The sequence below is a fragment of the bacterium genome, from assembly GCA_030647555.1.
GTDB lineage: Bacteria > Patescibacteriota > Andersenbacteria > UBA10190 > CAIZMI01 > CAIZMI01.
Genome location: JAUSJG010000007.1, coordinates 72,150 through 89,275, shown reverse-complemented (window position 1 = coordinate 89,275; position 17,126 = coordinate 72,150). Strand labels below are relative to the sequence as shown.

Genomic DNA, 17,126 nt, shown 5'->3' with positions numbered 1-17,126 from the left:
TGCGGAGTGCTAAAATATAAATATGATTGTGGATATGTTATTGAAGTTGTTGGGGGAGAATCCTGCGGGGTATCCGACTTTTTCAGATAAAATGGCTGGAATAACTGCTGCTTTGTTGGGATATTCAACAATTTATCTTTCATATGTACTTGTCATACTTCCCTGGGCTTGGCTTCTGTGGCAAAAAAAGAAAAAAAGGGAAATTACAAAAAAGATGATTATTATAGTAATTATTGTTAGTGCTATACTTTTTTGGCTTGGATATAATTTGCCGTGGTGGATTATTGAAATAATGGGCGGGATAACTGTCCGTGGAATTTATGGCGGACAAATATAGACAATTATTCAACATCGTTCTTTCTGTTCTTGTTCTTTTTAGTCCTGCACTCGCTGTTCACGCCGGATGTGATCCTGTTTGCCCCGTCGTGATTGTTCCGGGAATGTTGGCATCGTTCGATAAAAAACTGATGTACCAGGACAAAGAAGATAACAAATGGGGTTTTGTGTGGGGTGGAAACGTTTACAAAGCGTTAATAAATGAGTTGAAGGCAAGGGGTTTTGAAGAAGGAAAAACACTTTTTATCGCCCATTACGATTGGCGGAAACCCGTTTCAGAAAATTGGTCGAAATATCTAAAACCGAAGATTGATGAAGCGAAACGCATCAGCGGGCAAGACCACGTTGATTTGGTAGCACACAGTATGGGCGGTTTGCTTTCGCGTGCGTATATTCAAAACGATAGTTACGGGCACGATGTTAATAAATTGGTAATGATGGGAACGCCAAATTATGGGGCGTCGGATGCATATGTTGTCTGGGAGGGAGGGCTATATCCGCAGAGTTGGAACTATTTTTATAAATCATTTTTTAATAATATTCAGTGGTCATTAAAAAGAACACGTAACAAAAAAGACATCCTTCCCCCTCTCTCTTTCCGCGAATTCTTCCCGTCAATTAAGGACTTGTTGCCCACCGTGCCCTTTGTCAGAGACGGAGCGGGAATGGTGACGTTGAGTGAGATGAAAGACAAAAACGATTTCCTTATCAACCTGAACAACAATATCGCTGTTCTGAAATCACACGTCGGTGATAACACGCGAATTTATTATGGTTTGACCGGAAAAACAATGGGAGAAATTACCGTGAACCCCGTTGATGAACAGGCGGACGCAACACTCGCGCGTTGGCGCGATGGCCATCCGATTCCAGATCCGCCAGTGGCAAACTCAACGCAGGGAGATGAAACCGTTTTAGTAGCCAGTGCCGGTATTTCCGAAATTGATGATTTCCAGTTGGAGGGTACTTCGCATATCAAAATTCCCGATGACGCACGTTTTACAATTCCGTGGTTTATTAATCCACCAATCATGTGGTATTTACCCCAGCCGTTTCGCGCGTTGGCACAAAATCTCCTGATTACACCGTTTGCCAGAGCGGATGGCGATGAATATGTCGCTCCCGACAGTATGCTCTCCTTTACCGTCTCTCCCAACGTCGCTTTCGAAGTGACCGATCCCGACGGGAAGCTACTTTCACGGACTGAAAACCAACTCGGTGAAGACAATGCCAATTTTGACGATGACCCTTCCGACCCTGACGATATTATCCTTGTTACCATTCGTAATCCAAAAGTAGGGAAGTATACGCTCAAAATAAGCGGTAACACCGCCGGAGATTACTACGTTGATTCAACTTATGTTAATAACAACGGTGTTTTCGATGAAAGCAAAGAAGGAGTGATTGGTATGAATGAAGTCAAGACCGTTGATGAGACGGTATCGGAAACGGATGGTGTAAAAATCGGCGAGAAGATTGGTGATGCGGTTGTCGCGATTCAAAAAATATTGGTAACACTTTTGGATAAGAAAAAAGCTAATGACCCTTCGATAATCAAGGGTGATTATGAAAAGCTAGACAAACCGTTAAGTGATTTGCGAAATTTCTTGAGCGACTTTGAAGAGGGATTACTAAAAGAAAAGAAGAATAAGCCTGTTAATTACATGGATAAAGTAGACGATCTTCGCAACAAGTTTGCATATGAAGTTGATAAAATTATCGGGAAAGAGAAAATCAGTCAGCAGACGATTGAAGTCCTATTGGAGATGAAACGGCGGTTGCTTGGTGCGACGTTACGGTGACGCGATGAAAACTTTTTTGACGCAAATCAGGGTCCGACCCTGCTCGGCAGGGACGCACCCTCTCGACGACGCTGATTCCCGCTCATCAGAGCGACTCGCCCAAATGGGTGGCTCTCTTTGAAACCACATTTTACTAAAGTTACGTGTGGTGTGGAAAGAGGGGTATGCGACGACGAAAACTTTTTACTACGCCGATCAGGGTCCGACCCTGGCGTGCAGGGACGGACCCTGTTTGACGGTTGTCTACAGAATTTTGACACTTTTTGGTTGCCCTGTTACTATTTAGGCATTCAAATTTAAAGAAAGAGGTGAGTTTTATTCATGTTTGAAGTGAAGAAAAAAGAGCACGAATCGCTCGATAGTCTTTTGCGTCGCTTTCACCGTAAGGTGCAACAAAGCGGAGTGATTATTCAGGCCAAAAAGGTCCGTTATTACGAACGTCCGAAAAGCAAGCAACGCCAGAGAAAAGAAGCGATTCGCAAAACCGAACTTAAGGATGAAAGAGATACGTTAAAGAAATTGGGCAAATTGGAAGAACGTACTCACGAACGTTCCGGCGGTTTTTAAAACTATATAATAAATGACGCTCGCTGAACAAATAACGGCAGACTTGCGCTTGAGCTTGAAGGCTGGCGATGTTCTGCGTCTTTCCACCTTGCGCCTGCTTCAGTCTCAAATAACAAATCAAAAGATTGCGTTAAGGCTGGAAGAACTTCCAAATGAGGAACTTCAAAAGATTGTTCAGCGAGAGATTAAAAAACGGCGCGAAGCGTCGGAAGCTTTTGCGAAAGGGGGACGTATGGCCGATTCTGAAAAAGAGCTCGCGGAGCAGAAAATTTTGGAGGCATATTTGCCGGCACAAATTTCCGATGCCGATCTGGAAAAATTTGTGGTGGATTTTATCGGCCAAATTACCGGTGAAAAAAACATTGGCAAGATTACCGGCGCGATTCTTGGGAAATTAAAAGGACAAGTGGATGGGGGACGGGTGAAAGCGGTTGTTGAAAGAATGATTAATGAATAATGATTTATGAAACGCGAACGATGAATATGTCATCCAACATTCATAAATCATATATCATCATTCATTTAATGGCCTTGAATAAAAGTGAGGTTATGCATCATACTTAATAAATCGTAATAAAGCATAAATTAACATTATGGACACACAAACAACAAATTCAGGGGATAATCAGGGAACAAATTCATCCGATGATATTTTGGGTGCCGGGGCAAAACCCGCTTTACCAAAGAGTTCATCAATGGGGATACCTAGTTTGCCAAAGCGGGGCGGAGTTGAACCTCCTGCCGATTTACCGTTTGTGGATGATGTTTCGGATGATTTGCCTAATGAAGTAAAATTTATCGACGAAAAACTCGTTAAAGAAATTCCAGCCGTCCCGAGATCGATACCAAAGATTGTGCCTGGTGTGAGGGGTCCGTTACCGTCCGCACCCACGAGTCCGATGAAGAGTTCTACCGCTAAATTTGGCATAGGTACCGCGTTAAAAGGTTCGTCTATAAGCAGAGGGCCAAAAAATATCCCTGAAGTTATTAAAGAGAAAGACGCGTTGATTGATAAGGTAAAAGAAGAACCGTCCGCTAAAGAAATTGTTGACACCGTATCGGTGAGGTCAAAAATTGGAGTGCCGAGGGCGCCCGTGGCTCCGGAAAGTGCTGTTGAAAACGATATCGAGGAACTTCTAAATAAATCCGGTGATGATGATATTAAGGCATCGGGAAAAAGTGTCCCACCGCCCACCGCGCCACCGGAGGCCAGTGTTGATCGAAATATTCGCCCGCGACGATTGGCGATTGTTGTCATTGTGTTGCTGTTATTTATCGCGGTAATTTTTATGTCGCTTTGGTATTTTTTGACTCGTTCCGGTAGTACACCACCACCTACGTCACCAACAGACTCATCATTATTTACGCCAAATCCTTCATCCGATATTGTCGTTGCTTCACCGACGCCAAGCGCGGATACGCTTTTATTGACCGATTCGGATGGTGATGGGCTAACTGACGCGCAAGAAACCAAGTTGGGCACGGACCCATTTAAAGCCGACACGGATGGGGATGGATACACCGATAAGCAAGAAATTGATGCCGGTTACGACCCGTTAGTGAGTGGTGGAAAACTTGATACCGATCGTGATGGTTTGGCGGATCCCGATGAAAAATGTTGGGGGACGGATGTAAATAATCCGGATACGGATGGAGATGGGTATTTGGATGGTCAAGAAGTTGTTAATGGGTATAATCCGTTCATTGCGTCTCCCAACGACAAACTTTCCGGTCCGGCGCGTTGTAGTATCTAGTATTTTCCGGAAAGAAACATGAAGGTTGAGTTTGAAAATAATACTAAGATGCGCGTCTCCGCGGATGTTATTGAAGAATTAATGCGATGCGCGGGGAAAGTTTTAAATTTACCAAAAGAATCAAAGGTAAACATTTTTTTTGTGGATGATGCGGAAATTCGTAAACTGAATAGAATCACTAGAAAAATTAATAAAATAACGGATGTTTTGTCTTTTCCACTTCAGGACGACAGTATTTTTGATAAAGATCCCGAGGGGAATGTTTCTTTGGGTGATATCGTAATAAACCCAAAATTTGCGCTAAAAAATTCAATAAACAAAGGCAGGGAAGAAAAAAAAGAATTGAATTTTTTGGTGGTACATGGTTTATTGCATTTGTGCGGATATGATCATGATACCGATCTGAAACAGGACGAGATGGAAAAAGTTTCGAACAAAATTATTAATTTTTTTGAAAAGATATGATTCGACGCCTTAAATATGCACTCCATGGCCTTATGGTGGGGATAAAACACGATCGTTCGATTCGTCTACATATCATTGTTGGTGTGGTGGTTTTTATTGCCAGTTTTTTTGTTTGTTTGTCGTCGCTTGATTGGGCGGTGCTTATTTTGACGATCTTTTTTGTAATAGCGATGGAATATGTTAATTCGGCAATAGAATCGTTCGCGGATCGGGTGCATCCGGAGCAACATTTAGCCATTAAAAAAACAAAGGATTTGGCCGCCGCCGCCGTGCTTTTGGCGTCTATTTGCGCGGTATTGGTGGGACTATTTATTTTCATTCCACCTCTGTTAAACAAAACAGCGGGGTATTGCTTAACGAATTTAAGTGATGGCAATTAGAGGGAGTAAATTGTTTGTTGTTTATCGTGGTATGATAACGTATAAGAATTATGGCTAAAGAAGATTTAATCGTAGGTTTAGACGTCGGCACTACCACAACGCGAGTTGTGGTGGCGGTTCGATCGCCGGAAAATGAAAAACCTTCGGTGGTGGGGATTGGCGTAGTTCCATCTTCCGGTATTCAAAAAGGGGTCGTTACCGACGTGGAAGAAACGATTCAATCTGTGAGTAGTGCTTTGGATCGGGCGGAACAAATGGCCGGTTCGCCGATTGAGCATGCCACGGTTAGTATTGGGGGGGCGCATATTTCTTCTCAAAACAGTCGCGGTGTAATTGCGGTGTCTCGCGCCGATGGAGAAATCAGTGAAGACGATATCACGCGCGTGATTAATGCGGCGCAAGCAATTTCTATTCCATCAAATCGAGAAATACTTCATGTTGTTCCACAACAGTTTGTTGTGGATAGTCAGGATGGCATTACCGATCCGTTGGGGATGACGGGTGTTAGATTGGAAGTGGACGCCCATATTATTGAGGGGTCCGCGCCATTTATAAAAAATTTAACGAAGTGTGTTTATCAGGCGGGTGTGACCGTGGAAGATTTGGTTTACGCGCCGTTATCTGCCGCGAAGGCGGTTCTTTCCAAGAGACAAAGAGAACTTGGTGTAATTTTAATAGATTTGGGCGGTGGCACGACAAATATTGCCGTTTTTGAAGAAAACCGTTTGCTTCAAACGGCAACATTGCCGATTGGATCGATGCATATTACCAATGACATCGCGATCGGTTTAAGGTCTTCAATTGACGTGGCGGAAAAAATTAAGGTCGAATTGGGCACAGCCATACCGGACGAAGTAAAGAAAACGCAAATTATCAATTTGAAACATATGGATGAACAGGAAGAAGAGACTGAAATTCCGCGTCGTCATGTCGCGGAAATTATTGAGGCAAGATTGGCGGAGATATTTTTAATGGTTAATAAAGAATTAAAAATGGTGCAACGTTCAGGGTTGTTGCCGGCCGGTGTGGTTCTTACCGGCGGGGGCGCAAAAATGCACGGCGTTGTTGAACTGGCAAAAAAAGAATTACGGTTACCGGCGCAGTTGGGTTATCCGCAACCATTGCCGGGAATTGTTGATGAAATATATGATCCGGCATGGGCCACGGCGGTTGGATTGATTTTTCATACCATGGACACGCATCAATCAAAACCGAGTTCAAAGATGCCGAATTTATCGTCCGTTGGCCCAACAGTAACAAAAATTCGCGGGTGGTTTCGGTCGTTGATGCCTTAGTAATAGGTGCTGTTTTGAATTTGCTAACCCACCATGGTGGGTCTTTTTATTTAAAATTGGTTTAGAAAAAGTATATAGTATTTGGTATATAGTATATGAAAACCAGCAAGCTTTCTACGCTCCATATACCATATACAAAATACCAAATACATCTTTTAAATTAATGCGTTCTTCATATGCGTAGATGGCAAATATATACATTTATTGTTCATCGTGAACAATAATAGTGTTCAGGTTTAACAAATGCTTGTTTGACAAGGTTTTTTGAAGTGTTATTCTGGCCGTGTTACCCACTAAGGAATTGAAACAAAGATTTATGGCAGAAGTCAAACCAAAAATAGAAACACTTCCAAAAATAAAAGTCGTTGGTGTCGGCGGATCCGGCAACGCGGCATTGAATAGAATGGTTGAGGCAAAAATAAAAGGAGTGGAATTTATTGCGGTCAATACGGACGCGCAGGCTTTGCATCATTCCGGCGCGGATCAAAAGATTCACATCGGTCAAACTCTTACAAGGGGTTTAGGTGCCGGTATGGATCCGTCTGTCGGTCAGCAAGCCGCGGAAGAAAGTCGCGAGGAAATTCATGAAGCGCTAAAAGGGAGCGATATGGTTTTTGTTGCCGGTGGTGAAGGTGGTGGAACCGGAACAGGAGCGATGCCGATTGTGGCGGAGATCGCCAAAGAAAGCGGTGCTTTAACAATCGCGATTGTTACCAAACCGTTTTCGTTTGAAGGACAGGCACGCCGTATTATCGCCGATGAAGGATTGGCGGAATTATGTGAACGTGTGGACGCGGCCGTCGTAATTCCAAACGACCGTTTACTTCAAGTAATCGACAAAAAAACCTCACTTTTGGATGCGTTCCGAATTGTGGACGATGTGTTGCGCCAAGGTGTTCAGGGTATTACGGATTTGATTACAGAACACGGTATGGTTAATGTCGATTTTGCCGACGTCAGGGCAATTATGTCCGACGCAGGTTCTGCTTTAATGGGGATAGGTCGAGCGACGGGTGAGAATCGTGCCGTTGAGGCCGCCAGGGCGGCCATCGATAGCCCGCTTTTGGAGGTTTCCATTGATGGCGCGAAAGGTATTTTGTTCAACATTAGCGGTGGATCTGATTTGGGAATGTATGAAGTGGAAGAAGCCGCTCGTATTATTACCGAGAATGCCGATCCAAACGCACGCGTTATTTTCGGCGCCGTGATTGATGAGACGCAAGCTAATGATGAGGTGCGTATCACCGTTGTGGCGACCGGTTTTGATTCCGCGAAGAAAGAACCATTACAGCGTCGTGATCAACCGCGAACCTTGATTACAAAACGTCCGGTAAGCTCTGTTCCGTCTTATTCACGACCAGTTGAACATCCGATGTCTCCACCGCAACCGCACCCGGTTGTGCCACCACCGCAAAAGACGATCCAGCAACCGAGTACGCAAGAAGATTTGGATATACCAACTTTCATTCGTCGAAAAATGAAAAGCTAGGGTAGAGATATAAAACGATAATACTAACAAAGTCCCGCTAAGAAAGGCGGGGCTTTTGTTTCTTAAGGTCTCTCGAATTTGAAATTTGAAATTTACAATTTGAAATCAATTTTTAATATTTAAATTTGAAATAATCGCGCGTTTTTCAATTAAGCTATTACGATATTTCAAATTGATTAAAAATTTCAAATTTCAAATTAAAAATTAGCTATGGCAGTTCTGTGTTCACCCTGTTCCAAAAAACGTACTATCATAAAACTATGTATCCTCAAATAATTCCGTATTTCTGCGTTGGGTATATCGCGGGGGTAATACTTGGAAGCACTTTTTCTCCTGTTGTGGCGAATGTTTTCTATTTGTTATTTTCTGTATGTTTTATTTTCTGTGTTTTTGGACGGTATCAGGCGGTACGATATGGCTTAATTTTTAGCGGTTCTTTGCTTATGGGTTTGGTGTTTAGTGATTTGGCTGTCAGGAGTGATGTGCAAAACATGGCAAGTTGGAAAAATGTTGCCGGAAATATCTCAAAATATGAAGGCCGTGTTCAGAGTGTGGAAGAAGACGGATTATCACTAAAAGTACAAGTTGAAAATGTAAAAATTCAAAATACAAGTAATGTATTGCCCGGCGTGCTTGAAATAAAAACAGCGGTCTCGGAGAGTATCCAAACGGGAGATGATATTCAATTTATCGGAAAAATTGCCATACCGGACAATTTTTCTTTAAGCGCGGGACACTTTGACCCGCGTCGGTATTACGCCCGTTATGGCATTTTTGCCACGATGCTTAATCCGCGAATACAAGTGATGCAAAGTGGCGCGGAAAATAAACTTACAACGATAAGGAATGATTTACGAGAGAAGTTTTTTGTTTTGTTGCCGGAACCGGACGCGGGGCTTTTTTCGGCGACATTGTTGGGATATATGCGGGATGTTCCAAAAAGTTTGCGTACAGACTTTTCCAATTCCGGTTTAGCGCACTTGGTGGCTATTTCCGGGCAACACGTGAGTATGTTGGCCATCGCGATATTTTTTATTACAACCATGATTGGCGTACCGCGAATTTACGCGATGATTGTTACCGCGGTTTTGGCCACGCTATTTATCGCGCTTGTTGATTTTCCTCCGAGCGGTATTCGGTCGGTTATTATGGTTGCGGCGGTTTATATTGCGATGGCATCTGGAAGAAAATCCCATGGCGTTCGGATTCTTTTAGTGACTGTCGTGTTAATGCTAATGGCGAATCCGCGAATTTTGTTGGCCGATTTGGGTTTTCAATTATCCGCGCTGGCAATGTGGGGATTAATTGTTTTTTATCCCATTGGCCAACGTTTTACTTTTCGCGCGAAATCTTTTGGTTTGCAAAATATTTTTTTAATGACCGCGTGCGCGATGTTTACAACAACACCGATTATCGCCTATTCATTTGGCCGGGTTTCGCTTATTGGGTTGCTTGCTAATGTATTTGCGGCACCGCTTTATCCACCCTTGATGCTTTTGGGGGTAGCGGTTTTAATTTTTGGCTGGATACCGTTCCTTCAAGGTTTTCTGTTTTTTATCACTCACGCGCTTACTGATATATTTTTAGGGCTAGTCGAGTTTTCGGCAAAACTCCCCGGTGCCAATATTCAATTGGTAGAATTTAAGGCCGGATATCTTGTGCTCTTTTATTTTCTTTTATTTGTTCTATCGATTATTTTGTCTCGTTCAACAAGGCGTCAATTTTGGCCGATACGGGAATTGTTCAGTGTGAACAAAAATAGTGTCCGCACTGAACAACTAAGTGATATGGCGAAAAAATGAAGCGCAGAGCGATATTTTTGATAATAGTGGGGACGTTGGTTCTTGGTATGGCTCTGTGGTTGCAAAATTCTCGCGATGGCAAAGTTTTTGTGAGTTTTATGAATGTTGGTCAAGGTGACGCGATTCTTATGCGTCAGGGGAATTTTGATGTTTTAGTAGATGGTGGACCCGACTTAACCGTTTTGCAACGTCTTGGTGAAAATCGTCCGGCGTGGGACCGTAAAATTGACGTGGTTGTTCTAACGCACCCGGATCAAGATCATCTCGGTGGATTATTATATGTTGTAAAAAAATATGAGGTTGGAACAGTTGTATTGCCAAAAATTATCGAGAATAAAAAAAATTATCGGATATTTCTCCAGAGCGTTATGGATAAAAAAATTCCGATAGTTTTCGCCGAGGCGGGGCAAACTATTATTTATAATGATATTAAATTAGACATTCTTTCGCCGGATGAAAAATTACTCACATGGAGCAAAACAAACATCAATAATGCCTCGGTAGTTGCAAGATTAATTGTTCCGGGGGTTTCGTTATTACTCACCGGAGACATAGAAGCACCAACGGAAAATTATTTAGCGAAAAAATATGGCAGTGTTTTGACTGCTGATATTTTGAAGGTTGGACATCACGGCAGTAAAACATCTTCAAGCACCACGTTTTTGGATTTTGTAAAACCCAAGATGGCGATTATTTCAGTGGGGGTAAAAAATATGTATGGGCATCCGAATCCATTAACATTAAAAAGACTTGGCGGAGTAAAAGTTGAGAGAACAGACCGGATGGGAACGATCACTCTGGAAAGTAATGTGGGGTCTGGGTCTGTAAAATTGAGGTGCGAGAAAGAATGCGAACTCTAATTTTCAATTATCAATCCCCAATTTTCAATTAATTATCAATTCATAAATTATCAATTACGGTATCAAATTGAAAATTGAATCTTGAAAATTAATTGATAATTGGTCATTGATAATTGGTAATTTTGGAGGTATTTATAAACATTTGGTTTCAAGTATTACTCATTTGTCAATAAATGGGTTTTCCCCTATATTGTTACTCATATGCCTAAATCTCAAAAAAAGTCGGAGGTTGATTCGAGAATAATGGAGATCAAGCGTCAGCAGACGTTGGTTTTGATTAAGCCGGATGGAGTACAGCGTGGCTTGATTGGAGATGTCATCGGTCGCTTTGAAAAAGCCGGTCTCAAGCTTGTGGGAATGAAGATGGTTTGGCCGAGTAAAGAAATTTTGGAAAAGCATTACACAAACGATGTTGCGTATTTAACGGCGTTGGGTGAAAAAGCCAAAGCCGGAATGGAGAAAAATGGTTTGTCGGATAGTCGCACACCGATTCAAATCGGTCAGTGGATTCGTAATCAGCTTGGTCGCTATTTGGCAATCGGTCCTGTCGTCGCGATGGTTTGGCAGGGAACTCACGCGATTAGTAATGTGCGCCAGTTGGTCGGCAGTACTAATCCTATTTCGGCGGATGTTGGCAGTATCCGTGGTGATTTAACAATTGACACGATTGAAATGGCTAATATGGAAGGCCGTTCGGTTCGCAATCTGATTCACGCGTCATCGGAACCGGATGAAGCGAAACGTGAAATCGCGCTTTGGTTCACGAAAGCTGAAATCTATGATTACGAAAACGTCATGGATAAAGTTTTGCATGACGCGGAGTGGGATACGCCCAAAAAGAAATAGGACTTTTTATCAGACAAAAAACCATTTCCCGCTTGTGTGGGAAATTTGGTATTAGGGGCTTCGAATTTGAAATTTTTAATTTGAAATTTGAAATCAATTTGAAATATAAAAATTTGAAATACCGCGATGGACGTAATTCGTTATTAAAATATTTATTTATTTCAAATTGATTAAAAATTTCAAATTTCAAATTAAAAATTTAGAGCTTGAACATAAAAAAAGGACTGTTTGTTGAGAACAGTCCTAGCTACCTCTGAATGAAATCCTTTAAGTTAGTGTTCCAGCCAGATCATCACTTGTTCAAGCAACACGAGTGTTACGAGAAAAAGCGAGTAACCGACCATATTTCGGGCAGAAAAATTACGCCACATATTCAGGCTCCTCTGTTGCAGGTAGCCCCCCGCAAAAAAAGAACCCCCCGCATGGAGGCACCAAATTTATAAACGAACAATACAAAGAATATTGGGTACCCCCATGCGGGAGAACAATCGTGAAAACGATTGTCAAGATTATGATATGAGTTTTGAAATGTACCAGGTCTCAACCAATGAGGAAAAAGTATATATTATTCTACTTATTTTGTCAATGAAAACGCTATTATAAGGTCGGACTGCCGAGCGGTCCGACCTCTTGGTTGGTGGCGACGAACCAGTGCGGGTCGGACCGCTACAGCAGTCCGACCCGTATACTACTTGTCAATATTGGTAAAATCTTGCTACTTTTTATAGATGAAAAACCAAAAAACGGTATTAGTAACCGGTGGGGCGGGATTCATTGGTAGTCACTTGTGCGAGCGTCTTTTGAATGATGGTCACGAGGTAATTTGTGCCGATAATTTTTTTACCGGTTCTAAAGAAAATGTTCGTCATCTTCTGGATAATAAACATTTCGAAATGATTCGGCACGATGTGACGGATCCGTTAACGGTAGAAGTGGATCAGATTTATAATCTCGCTTGTCCGGCCAGTCCAGTGCACTATCAATACAATCCGATTAAAACGATTAAAACCTCTACTGTTGGAGTAGTGAATATGTTGGGTCTCGCCAAGCGCGTGAAAGCGCGAATTTTGCAAACATCGACGTCGGAAGTGTATGGCGATCCTAACGAACATCCGCAAAAAGAAACTTATTGGGGTAACGTTAATCCACTTGGCTTGCGCAGTTGTTATGATGAAGGAAAACGTGTCGCGGAATCTTTGTTTATGAGTTATCACCGTCAAAATAATGTAGATATTCGCATTGTGCGGATATTTAATACCTATGGTCCAAGGATGCATCCAAACGATGGGCGGGTGGTCTCTAATTTTATTATTCAGGCGTTGAAGAACGAACCGATTACTATTTATGGCGACGGAACCCATACGCGTAGTTTTTGTTACGTCGATGATTTGGTTGACGGGTTAGTGCGCATGATGGAGAACACGGAAATGATTGGTCCGGTAAATTTGGGGAATCCGGTGGAAATAACCGTTGGAGAACTGGCAAACCGGATTGTAAAATTAATTGGTTCCAAATCGGAAATAGTGTACAAAACAATTCCCGATGACGATCCCAAGAAACGCCAGCCTGATATCACCCTCGCCAAAAAATTCCTAAAGTGGGAACCAAAAGTGGAGCTTGAAGAAGGTTTGAAAAAGACGATTGGGTATTTCAGGGGAATAATATAAAAAAAACGAACCGGCGGACCGATTCGTGACTTATTGTTGCTGTCGTCTTTGGACTAGCAACGGATTTGGAGATCTGATTCGTCGAACCGAATGTCGAGCGGCAAAATTGAAACCCGTTTTTTGTCGCTTTGGCGAACTGTACCGCCACGAAAAGCAGTACAACCGCTGGGTTCGGCCAGGCTGATCGCCAGTTCTTCGTCTTTGGGGGCGATGTACAGGGCCAATCCCGCACCCATGTTGAAGGTTTTATACATGTCGCGAGTCGTCACCGGACCGGCGGTCTGAATAAACGGGAATATGGGTTGTTCTTGAGGCAACGTGTCGATTTCGTACTCAAACGGCTGATTCGCGCGCATCAGCTTGCACCAGCCATGACCGGAAATGTACACAGCGTAGTGCGGAACAATCCCATTGTTGAGAAGTCGGGCCATGTAGGGCGCGTAAATGCACGTCGCTTTCAGAATTGTCGGTCCGAACCGGAAACCGTCGGGAAGTCGCGTGTCATATCCTTGAGGCAACTGTTTGGCGATTGTCCGTAGAAGAGAAATGCCGTTATCGTGGACGCCGGAACTATCGACCAAGATGATTGAGTCGCCCGCCGTGATGCGGTCTGGATCGATTAAGTCGTCTTCGCGCGCAAACACTCCGGTTGCCGAGCCGGCCATGACGAAGGAATTTTCGCTGACTTGTCCGTCGGTAAGTGTTTGCGATTCACCACCGCCATATGAACATCCGGCTTTTAGACAGGCAAGTTTGCATCCTTCGATTATGGCGCGTCGCCGTCGTTCGTTTTGGAATCAACTTGAGGCACCGACGGCGAGAAACATCATGTAAGTCCATGGTGCGGCACCGGTCGTGATGAGGTCGTTGAGCGCCGTGGCGGTATTGCTCCAACCGATCTCACGGAAGAAGTTGAGGCTACGATTGTCGTAAAGCCAATCCGCTACCTGATTTTCCGAACCGAGACCCTCGACGACTTGCGCTAGCAATTCCCCCTTGGGTGTCACGGAAACGTAAGCACTTTCTCCGCGCGTTCTTGTGATTTCCGGGAAGTTCAACGCGAGCGCGACTTTCAGGCCTTCTTCTTGCGCCTCAATTTTGAACGGATCCATGTCTTCGTAGTTGATGCCGGCGTCACCACCGTAAGTCAGTCCAGTCTTTTTCATGGTTCGATCTCCAGAGTTGGGTAACGTACAAAACTATCAGAAAACGTTTTCTGATAACTATTTGGTAACATAACGGGTTTTATATTTTTTTACAATGGTGCTGATTATTGACGAGTAATAAACAAATATGCTAATACGATCATGTTTTAGTTCGTTACCCAACACTTTTTCGGAGCACTGTTATGCAATTAAGAAACGTTAGAGCCGTTGTTAGGGAAGCGAACCCTAGCGGATTATTTTTGGTGCTTCCTATTGACGGTGAACCACCTTTGCTGGCGCGAATGATTGTTGATTCAAACGCGACCAGTTGGCATCTGTCGGACGGCCGGCCAGTTGGTGCTGGCGAACTACTCAAACGAGTTAAACTCGGAGACGCGCTCGAAATTGACGGGACGATGGAGCTTCACGGTCGTCGGGGTTATTGTACGGAAAAAGAGTATGCTAGTTCACCTAATCGGTTTTGGATTACTCCTTTCCGTGTTTGCATGCGTGACGCACTGAGCAATGAAGAAAGTGAAGAGCAATAAGCAAAGCCCCACGTAGCAACGGCGGGGTATTTTTTTGTTGGTTTATGAGGTTAGACAGATGTAACGGCGCTTTCAGCGCCGGACTCAAAAAAAGAACAGCCACAGGCTGTTCTTTTTTTATCGTCGGGACGCCGGTAATCGAAACCGGGCTCTACCCACCCCATGGGCATGTACTACCACTATACGACACCCCGAACTATAATAGTATCAGGGCTAATGAACTCTATTGCAATAAAAAAATATTTAATTGGGGCAAATGTACACAATTATCACCAAAGATAGTGCCAGGCGGTTGCGAACAGAAGGTTACACGCACCGTGAAATTGCTCATAAGCTAAAAATCAGCAATGGTTCTGCATTTTTGTGGACAAAGGGAATTAATGTTTCATTTGATCAGAAAATCGCGATTGAAGAACGGCATAAATTAAAGGCTCATAAGTGGACACTGGAAGAAAAAAGAAAAGCAAGAATTCGTTTGAGAAAATACCAGTTCAAAATTAAATTCAACAAGACTGATATCTTGCGCCTGATCAAGGAATTTCATGAGAAAAATGGATGTATTCCGCTGAAATATGAACTCAACAAATTTAGAATTTGTAAGAAGTTTTTCGGTAGTTGGAATAACGCAATTGTTGCCGCAGGGTTTGTTCCAAATCCGGAAAAGTTTACGAAGCGTATGCTTGCAAAAGATGGGCACTGGTGTGATTCTTTTACTGAAAAAATTATCGATGACTGGTTATATGATCGCAAAATTAAACATGAACGAAATATAAACTATCCGTCATCAAAGCTTAATACAGATTTTTATTTGCCAGATCATGGGTTGTTCATTGAATATTTTGGCTTGAAGGGGGCAAACAAAAAATATGACAATAACGTCAAGCGTAAGTACGATATTGTTAATCATCTTAAGCTTAATTTCCTTGAGATTACAGTTTTTGATATTACAAACAATCGATTTCCGGAATTAATTGAAAAGAAAATAACAAAGTCGTCGGAAGTTAGTCCGGCATGATTTTTACCAAGATCCTCGCTCTGTCAGTTGGCGGACGCGGGGATGGTTTTCTTTAAAAAATAGATTTTTACTTCGTCATTTCTTTTGTGGCGATCTTGATACAAGACGCGCACAAAAGCATCCGGATTCCGGCGATTTTGCACTTTTGCAAGTTTGGGTATTGGCGACGCTTGGAAGCGATATTCGAGTGGCTTCGGCTAAAAGAAGATTGGGTTTTCTTCTCGCAACGCTGGCAAACTTTCATCATAGGGATGGGGAATAGAATTAAATACTGAAGGAATTTAACACGGAGACGTGATTTAGGCAAGAAAAGTAGTCCCACGACAAAATTATCAATTTTCAATGACCAATTTTCAATTAATTATCAAGGGCTCAATTATCAATTATGACGCCGTCTTTTGATAATTTAAGAATTGATCATTAATTGAAAATTGGTCATTGAAAATTGATAATTTAGTTGTTAAAATCATTGGAACGAGATTGAAAATTTAAAACACAAGTTTTTATCAAACTTTGTGCTATAATCCATCCATGATCACCCTCACTATCCTCGCCACCATCATTGGTTTTATCCTCGCCATCGTCATTCACGAGTCCGCGCACGCTTATGTGGCGGATCAGTTGGGTGATCCTACGGCTAGAATCGAAGGGCGAATTAGTCTTAATCCGCTAAAACATATCGATCCGGTGGGTTCTATTCTTATTCCGGGCCTTCTTTTAATGACGGGGACAGGCTTTATCTTTGGTTGGGCCAAACCGGTGCCGATAAATCCTTATAATTTTAAAAAACCGATTCGTGACCGCTTGCTGGTTGCTTTGGCCGGTCCGGTTTCCAATTTTCTCACGGCTTGTATTTTTGCGTTAATTTTTCGTTTTTTGCCGGCGGGCACAAATTTGCAAACATTATTTATTGCGATTATTACCATTAATTTAGTATTAATGATGTTTAATTTAATTCCCATACCACCGCTCGATGGTTCGGCGATTTTGCCTTATATTTTTAAAAACAACGCCGGCTTGCTTTATAGTATGGAACGTCAGGGCTATATGTATCTTCTTGGGTTATTAATTATCGATAGTTTAACCAACGGTTTGATTTTGGATGTAATCGTGCGGTTACCTGTAGAATTTTTCCTACATATTTTCCTGGGGTAA

The 17,126-nt window shown here is 42.7% G+C and carries 20 protein-coding genes; 17 read left to right on the top strand and 3 right to left on the bottom strand.

What is annotated here, in order from left to right; all coding sequences use genetic code 11:
- Window positions 1–22 precede the first annotated feature (22 nt).
- The 13 genes from Q7S57_01710 to Q7S57_01650 all read left to right on the top strand — a co-directional run bounded on the left by Q7S57_01710 (window position 23) and on the right by Q7S57_01650 (window position 13,263).
- Complete coding sequence (locus Q7S57_01710; protein ID MDO8511962.1) at window positions 23–337, top strand: DNA translocase FtsK 4TM domain-containing protein; 315 nt, start codon at window positions 23–25, stop codon at window positions 335–337.
- Entirely contained in the window at window positions 321–2,138 is a 1,818-nt protein-coding gene (locus Q7S57_01705) for a hypothetical protein (GenBank protein ID MDO8511961.1), read from the top strand. Before Q7S57_01710 ends, Q7S57_01705 begins: the two co-directional genes overlap by 17 nt.
- 321 nt (window positions 2,139–2,459) lie before the next feature.
- Window positions 2,460–2,705 (top strand): 30S ribosomal protein S21, encoded by a 246-nt coding sequence (gene rpsU, locus Q7S57_01700; GenBank protein MDO8511960.1) that lies wholly within the window; start codon window positions 2,460–2,462, stop codon window positions 2,703–2,705.
- Between the two features lie 13 nt (window positions 2,706–2,718).
- Window positions 2,719–3,162 (top strand): GatB/YqeY domain-containing protein, encoded by a 444-nt coding sequence (locus Q7S57_01695; protein MDO8511959.1) that lies wholly within the window; start codon window positions 2,719–2,721, stop codon window positions 3,160–3,162.
- A 136-nt stretch (window positions 3,163–3,298) separates the two neighbouring features.
- A complete protein-coding gene (locus tag Q7S57_01690) occupies window positions 3,299–4,459 on the top strand; it encodes a hypothetical protein (protein MDO8511958.1) in 1,161 nt (386 codons plus the stop codon).
- Between the two features lie 18 nt (window positions 4,460–4,477).
- Window positions 4,478–4,924, top strand: coding sequence for an rRNA maturation RNase YbeY (gene ybeY / locus Q7S57_01685; GenBank protein ID MDO8511957.1), 447 nt, complete (start codon window positions 4,478–4,480; stop codon window positions 4,922–4,924).
- Window positions 4,921–5,304: a diacylglycerol kinase family protein gene (locus Q7S57_01680; GenBank protein ID MDO8511956.1), complete on the top strand. Its 384-nt coding sequence runs from the start codon at window positions 4,921–4,923 to the stop codon at window positions 5,302–5,304. Before ybeY ends, Q7S57_01680 begins: the two co-directional genes overlap by 4 nt.
- A gap of 50 nt (window positions 5,305–5,354) precedes the next feature.
- The gene (gene ftsA, locus Q7S57_01675) at window positions 5,355–6,599 is read left to right on the top strand and encodes a cell division protein FtsA (GenBank protein ID MDO8511955.1); all 1,245 of its coding nucleotides are present in this window, start codon (window positions 5,355–5,357) and stop codon (window positions 6,597–6,599) included.
- 316 nt (window positions 6,600–6,915) lie between these two features.
- Window positions 6,916–8,088: a cell division protein FtsZ gene (ftsZ, locus tag Q7S57_01670; GenBank protein ID MDO8511954.1), complete on the top strand. Its 1,173-nt coding sequence runs from the start codon at window positions 6,916–6,918 to the stop codon at window positions 8,086–8,088.
- 260 nt (window positions 8,089–8,348) lie between these two features.
- Window positions 8,349–9,890, top strand: a complete 1,542-nt coding sequence (locus Q7S57_01665) for a ComEC/Rec2 family competence protein (GenBank protein ID MDO8511953.1) — start codon at window positions 8,349–8,351, stop codon at window positions 9,888–9,890.
- Window positions 9,887–10,750 (top strand): ComEC/Rec2 family competence protein, encoded by an 864-nt coding sequence (locus Q7S57_01660; protein MDO8511952.1) that lies wholly within the window; start codon window positions 9,887–9,889, stop codon window positions 10,748–10,750. The genes Q7S57_01665 and Q7S57_01660 overlap by 4 nt, the downstream gene beginning before the upstream one ends.
- 201 nt (window positions 10,751–10,951) lie before the next feature.
- Window positions 10,952–11,596 (top strand): nucleoside-diphosphate kinase, encoded by a 645-nt coding sequence (locus tag Q7S57_01655; protein ID MDO8511951.1) that lies wholly within the window; start codon window positions 10,952–10,954, stop codon window positions 11,594–11,596.
- Between the two features lie 728 nt (window positions 11,597–12,324).
- Window positions 12,325–13,263, top strand: a complete 939-nt coding sequence (locus Q7S57_01650) for an SDR family oxidoreductase (GenBank protein MDO8511950.1) — start codon at window positions 12,325–12,327, stop codon at window positions 13,261–13,263.
- A 53-nt stretch (window positions 13,264–13,316) separates the two neighbouring features.
- Here Q7S57_01650 and Q7S57_01645 read toward each other — a convergent pair whose 3' ends face one another.
- The gene (locus Q7S57_01645) at window positions 13,317–13,928 is read right to left on the bottom strand and encodes an AIR synthase-related protein (protein ID MDO8511949.1); all 612 of its coding nucleotides are present in this window, start codon (window positions 13,926–13,928) and stop codon (window positions 13,317–13,319) included.
- Between Q7S57_01645 and Q7S57_01640 the strand changes: the two genes are divergently transcribed.
- Window positions 13,927–14,097: a hypothetical protein gene (locus tag Q7S57_01640; GenBank protein ID MDO8511948.1), complete on the top strand. Its 171-nt coding sequence runs from the start codon at window positions 13,927–13,929 to the stop codon at window positions 14,095–14,097. The two genes, Q7S57_01645 and Q7S57_01640, sit on opposite strands and share 2 nt — an antisense overlap.
- Here the strand turns inward: Q7S57_01640 and Q7S57_01635 are convergent.
- Complete coding sequence (locus Q7S57_01635; GenBank protein MDO8511947.1) at window positions 14,061–14,429, bottom strand: hypothetical protein; 369 nt, start codon at window positions 14,427–14,429, stop codon at window positions 14,061–14,063. The genes Q7S57_01640 and Q7S57_01635 overlap by 37 nt on opposite strands.
- Before the next feature lie 182 nt (window positions 14,430–14,611).
- On the opposite strand from Q7S57_01635, the gene Q7S57_01630 reads away from it, so the two are divergent.
- Both Q7S57_01630 and Q7S57_01625 read left to right on the top strand, forming a co-directional pair.
- A complete protein-coding gene (locus Q7S57_01630) occupies window positions 14,612–14,956 on the top strand; it encodes a hypothetical protein (protein MDO8511946.1) in 345 nt (114 codons plus the stop codon).
- A gap of 256 nt (window positions 14,957–15,212) precedes the next feature.
- Window positions 15,213–15,971: a hypothetical protein gene (locus tag Q7S57_01625; GenBank protein ID MDO8511945.1), complete on the top strand. Its 759-nt coding sequence runs from the start codon at window positions 15,213–15,215 to the stop codon at window positions 15,969–15,971.
- A gap of 67 nt (window positions 15,972–16,038) precedes the next feature.
- Here Q7S57_01625 and Q7S57_01620 read toward each other — a convergent pair whose 3' ends face one another.
- Window positions 16,039–16,215 carry a L28 family ribosomal protein gene (locus tag Q7S57_01620; GenBank protein MDO8511944.1) on the bottom strand — a complete coding sequence of 59 codons (177 nt, stop codon included), beginning with the start codon at window positions 16,213–16,215 and terminating at the stop codon, window positions 16,039–16,041.
- Between the two features lie 287 nt (window positions 16,216–16,502).
- On the opposite strand from Q7S57_01620, the gene Q7S57_01615 reads away from it, so the two are divergent.
- Entirely contained in the window at window positions 16,503–17,126 is a 624-nt protein-coding gene (locus Q7S57_01615) for a site-2 protease family protein (protein MDO8511943.1), read from the top strand.